Consider the following 4,999-nt stretch of genomic DNA (forward strand, 5'->3'; position numbering starts at 1 on the left):
CCAGCGTCCAGCCGTTCTTCCGCTCCAACGGAGATATCAACCCCCGCATATACGCAAGTGTCGACTCACGCGGCTCCGACCTGGAGAAACGGTGCACGAACCGCTCATGCAGAGCCTTCAGCTCACCCGCCCACGACCGGGCATCAACAAGAACCCCACCCATGAACAAACCAACGACCGACCTGCCCAACCGTCACGGCAAAGACCGTTGCAGTACTAGCGGTGTGCGGTGATGACGAGGTTTGACCGGTAGTTGTTGGTGGTGTTGTCCCAGTCGGCGCAGGTGATCAGTGTGAGCTGGGGTTTCGTGGTCGCGGCGTAGACGCGTTCTGAGGGGAAGTTGTTCTTTGGCCAGACGCTGATGCTGGTGACGGTGAACGTCGCGGTGGTCTGGTCTCGGCGTTTGATGCTGATCGGGTCGCCGTTGCGCAGGGCGCCCAGGCCGTAGAAGGCTGCGGGGCCGGTGGCGGAGTCCAGGTGCCCGACGATGATGGTGTTGCCGTTCTCTCCGGGTGTGGGGGAGCCGGTGTACCAGCCTGCGTGGCCCGCGTTGCCGGGCATGCCGATCGACCTGTCACGGGTCATGCCGACCTGCTCGACCCTGGTCTTCACGCCGAGCTTGCGGATTTCGATGCTGCGGGGCTCGGAGCGCGGCATGGCCGGCCCACCAGGCCGGGAAGGGTGTACGGCCTGCTGGGCGCGCGCGGTGTGTGGCGGGGTTGGGGGCGGTGGTTGTGCGGTCAGGGCGACGTAGGTCAGCAGTGCGAGTGCGGTGGTGGCGCTGGCGGTGGCCGCCGCGGTGCAGGCACCGCGGCGGCCACCTGGCCAGGAGCTGGTCATGCGTGCCCGGTCAGCTCTGGCGGTCGGTGCGCCGGCGCAGGTACACCGCGCCCGCGGCTGCGACGAGGAGCCCGCCGGCTGCGGCCAGCGCCGTGGTTTCACCGGCCTGGGTGCCGCCCATGCCGCCGGAAACCGCGCCGGCGGGGGCCATCTTCAGAGGGCCGCACAGGGCGGGGTTGGTGGCCTCGGAGGGCAGCTTGGGGTCGAGGTCGCTGGGGCCCAGGACGTTGTCGTACTTGCCGTTGCCGTTGAAGTCGATGCCGTGCACGACGACGACGGCGTTCTCGTTGCGCAGGCTGGACGCGGTTTCGTCGTCGACAGTGATGGTGCGGTGGTAGGTGTAGGAGGCGCCCATCGGGAAGCGGTCCACAGCGAGCGCGGAGTGGCTGGCGCCGGTGTCCCCGGTGGTGGTGAGCGAGGCGCCGATCTTGCCGTAGAACGGCAGACCGTCGGTGGTGTTCAGGCTCAGCTGGCCGCTGTGCTTGGTGGCCGCGGAAGCCGGCGGGCACTGGCCCTTGGCCCCGATGTGGAAGTGCTGGGCGTGCGGGGCGTTCGCCAGCAGGCCGCGTGTCTTGATCGTCACGGTGGCCTGGTTGCCCTTGAGGTGCACCATCGCCGTGCCCGACCCGGTCACCTTGCTGGTCGGGATCGGCGACAGTGTCGCGTTCAGGGAGCCGTCCTTGGAGGTGTCACCCGCGAAAGCCACCGGTGCCAACACCATCCCGGACGATATCGCCGCGAGCGCCGCAACGGAGACGGCCGTGTGCTTCTTCATGCGTACTCCAGCTGGGAGAAAACCGGATACCCCCAAACTCGGGGCTGCGCACAGTGCGCAAACCGGTGCCTTGAGTGACACATTGGAGGGGCGGCCAAGTGGGGGCCATCGCAGCCGGGCATTCGGGTGAACCGGTGTGCCACACCGTGCGGGGTTGAGCGGAGTGGCCGAGGATGCCTCGTCTCGGGCGAGGCGGGGTGCGATAGCGGCGAGTGCATGGTGTGGTTACCGTGCTGTGGCGGGCTGTCCGGCCCCCTTTCCCGTGAGCCAAGCAATGCGGGGAGTGCTGTGCGTGCGCTGGTGCTGAACTGCACGTTGAAGGCTTCGCCGGAGCCGTCGAACACCGACCGTCTCGCCGATGTCGTGGTGCGGGCGCTGCGGGAGCGGGAGGTGGAGGTCACCACGGTGCGCCTGGCCGATCTGAACATTTTGCCCGGCGTGGCAACGGATATGGGCGCCGGCGATGACTGGCCGCGGGTGCACGAGCAGCTGCTGGCCTCCCAGATCCTCGTCGTGGCCACCCCCACCTGGGTGGGGCATCCTTCCTCGATCGCGCAGCGGGTGCTGGAGCGGATGGACGCGATGCTCAGCGAGACCGACGCCGATGGCCGTCCGGTCGCCTACAACCGGGTCGCCGGGGTGGTGGTGACCGGCAACGAGGACAGCGCCCATCATGTGATCTCCGAGATCGCCGGAGGGCTGATGGACTTCGGCTACACCATCCCCGGGCAGGCATGGACCTACTGGAACCGTGGCCCGGGCCCGGGCCCGAGCTACAGCGAGACCGAAGAGGGCCACGAATGGTCGGCCAAGACCGGCCGGGCCATGGCGGCGAACCTGCACACGGTCGCCCGCGCACTGGCCACCACCCCGATGGGCCCACCGCCGGCCTGATCCGGTTCACCGGCACATCCAAGGAAGCAGGCCCAGATGAACGTCGCACTCGCACTCGGGCTCGGGCTCGCCGCCGGCGCGGTCGGCACTGTGGTGCTCACCGTCTCCGAGACCATCGAGCAGCGCTTCACCGGACGGGAGAACAGCACGGTCCCCGGCCAGGTCGGAGCGGCGCTGCCCGGCAAAAAGGGCGACGAGGCCGCCGCCCAGAAACTCAACACCCCGGTCCACTGGGCCCACGGCATCACCATGGGCGCGGCCCGCGGGGCACTGGGCTTGACCGGACTGGGCCCGGTGGCGGCAACCGCCGTCCACTACGCCGTGGTCTGGGGCGGCGACGTGACGCTCTACCGCAGCCTGGGCATCGCCCCCTGGCCCTGGAAATGGCAGAAGCAGGAACTCGCCACCGACCTGTTCCACAAAGGCGCCTACGCGATCGCCACCGGCATCACCTTCAAACTCCTGCGCAACGCCGCGACCTGACCCTTCAGGCATCCGCGGACGCGGCGGGCCGTGTGGCCCCGGGTAAAAGGCTCGCGGCGGCATGTGGGGCCTGGATCCTCTTCGAGGACGAAGCCGGCTTCTCGATGACGCCGCCCCGTGCCCGCACTTGGGGCCGGCGCGGGCAGACCCCGATCATCCGCGTGCGTGGCAGGTCCCGCCGCCGGACCTCGGTCGCTGCGCTGTGCTGCTACAAACCCGGCGAGAAGAGCCGTCTCATCCACCGTCCCCGCACACACCTTCTCCTCAGGGGTGCACGCAAGAGTTTCTCCTGGCAGGACTACCGCGACCTGCTGGTGCGGGCGCACATCCAGCTGGGTGGCCCGATCGTGGTGGTCTGGGACAATCTCAATACCCACCTGACCGCGGGGCTGAAGCGGTACGAGGCCGAGCACGACTGGCTCACCACCATCCGCCTTCCGCCCTACTCACCCGACCTCAATCCCGTTGAGGCCCTCTGGTCACTCGTGCGCAGAGCGATGGCCAACACCGCCTTCGGCACACCCGACGACCTCGACCACACACTCCGCCGTGAGTTACGCAGAATCCAACTCCGGCCCCGTCTGATCGACGGCTGCCTCGCCGCCACAGGTCTGGCTATCAACCCACCGACCCCACGGGTCTGTCAAACGAACGGTGTAACTGGGGTTGTTGGGGTTAGTGACGGGCTGCTGAGAGGCGGCCGTCGAAGGTGATGTCGAAGGCGTTGGGTGCGGTCTTCCAGCGCATGGTCCAGCGGGCTTGTCCCTTGCCGGTGGGGTCGAGGGACATGATCGCCATGTAGACGCATTTGAGTGCGGCCTGCTCGTTGGGGAAGTGGCCGCGGGCCTTCACGGCCCGGCGGATCCGCGCGTTCACGGACTCGATCGCGTTGGTCGTGCAGACGATCCGGCGGATCTCGGTGTCGAAGCGGAGGAAGGGGGTGAACTCTTCCCAGGCGTTCTCCCACAGCCTGACGATCGCCGGGTACTTCTTGCCCCACGCGTCGGCGAACTCCGTGAAGCGTTCCAGGGCGGCGTCTTCGGTGGCGGCGGTGTAGACGGGCTTGAGGACCTTCGCGATCTTGTCCCAGTCCTGGCGGGCGGCATAGCGGAAGGAGTTCCGCAGTAGGTGGACCACGCAGGTCTGGACGGTGGTGCGGGGCCAGACGGTCTCGACCGCGTCGGGCAGCCCCTTGAGTCCGTCACAGACGAGCATGAGGACATCGCTGACGCCGCGGTTCTTGATCTCGGTGAGGATGTGCATCCAGTGCTTGGCGCCCTCGCCGCCGTCGCCGGCCCACAGCCCGAGGATGTCCCGCCGGCCCTCGGTGGTGACCGCGAGTGCGACGTAGATGGGCCGGTTCGCGACCGCACCATCACGTATTCTCACGTGGATCGCATCGATGAAGATCATGGGATAGACCGGGTCGAGGGGCCTGCTCTGCCATTCGGCCATGCCCTCCAGGACCTTGTCGGTGATCGTGGAGATCGTCTGCCGGGAGACGTCCGCACCATAGATCTCGGCGAGGTGGGCCTGGACCTCGCCGGTCGTCAGCCCCTTCGCGGCGAGCGATATGACCATTTCGTCCACCCCGGACAGGCGCCTCTGCCGCTTGCGCACGATCTTCGGCTCGAACGACCCCTCACGGTCGCGGGGAACGGTTATCTCCACCGGACCGACGTCGGTCAGGACCGTCTTGGACCGGGTGCCGTTGCGGCTGTTGCCGCCGTTCTTTCCGGCCGGATCGTGCCGGTCATAGCCGAGATGATCGGTGATCTCGCCCTCCAAAGCGGACTCCAGCAGCCGCTTGGTCAGCTGCTGCAACAGCCCGCCCTCGCCGGTCAGCTGCAGCCCCTCGGCCTGCGCCCGGCCCACCAACTCCTCGATCAACTGCTGGTCCACGGACGAAGACTGCTGCGGCTCGACCGACTCGACGGTCTCGGGCTCACTGAGCCTCTTTCATCCTGTGCTGGTGGGTGAAATGGGCTGGTCAGAGTGCGTGGTGAC

General features: G+C 67.8%; 5 protein-coding genes and 2 pseudogenes. 3 read left to right on the plus strand and 4 right to left on the minus strand.

From position 1 onward, the window contains the following. The 3 genes and pseudogenes from IE185_RS32695 to IE185_RS32705 form a co-directional block, all read right to left on the minus strand. Positions 1-163: pseudogene (locus tag IE185_RS32695) on the minus strand (IS701 family transposase); the annotation flags it as partial. 53 nt (positions 164-216) lie between these two features. Beyond that, on the minus strand, positions 217-657 hold the full coding sequence (locus IE185_RS32700) for a class F sortase (protein ID WP_189716555.1): 441 nt from the start codon (positions 655-657) through the stop codon (positions 217-219). 193 nt (positions 658-850) lie between these two features. Continuing rightward, complete coding sequence (locus IE185_RS32705; protein WP_138898581.1) at positions 851-1,615, minus strand: hypothetical protein; 765 nt, start codon at positions 1,613-1,615, stop codon at positions 851-853. 288 nt (positions 1,616-1,903) lie between these two features. On the opposite strand from IE185_RS32705, the gene IE185_RS32710 reads away from it, so the two are divergent. From IE185_RS32710 to IE185_RS32720, 3 genes and pseudogenes are all read left to right on the plus strand, one after another. Next, positions 1,904-2,509, plus strand: coding sequence for a flavodoxin family protein (locus IE185_RS32710; RefSeq protein ID WP_138898580.1), 606 nt, complete (start codon positions 1,904-1,906; stop codon positions 2,507-2,509). Between the two features lie 36 nt (positions 2,510-2,545). Further along, a complete protein-coding gene (locus IE185_RS32715) occupies positions 2,546-2,992 on the plus strand; it encodes a hypothetical protein (RefSeq protein ID WP_138898579.1) in 447 nt (148 codons plus the stop codon). 21 nt (positions 2,993-3,013) lie between these two features. Continuing rightward, positions 3,014-3,627: pseudogene (locus IE185_RS32720) on the plus strand (transposase); the annotation flags it as partial. Positions 3,628-3,667: 40 nt separating this feature from the next. On the opposite strand, the gene IE185_RS32725 reads toward IE185_RS32720, so the two are convergent. After that, complete coding sequence (locus IE185_RS32725; protein ID WP_138898578.1) at positions 3,668-4,894, minus strand: IS256 family transposase; 1,227 nt, start codon at positions 4,892-4,894, stop codon at positions 3,668-3,670. Positions 4,895-4,999 lie beyond the last annotated feature (105 nt).

This window comes from Streptomyces chryseus (assembly GCF_014650755.1).
GTDB lineage: Bacteria > Actinomycetota > Actinomycetes > Streptomycetales > Streptomycetaceae > Streptomyces > Streptomyces chryseus.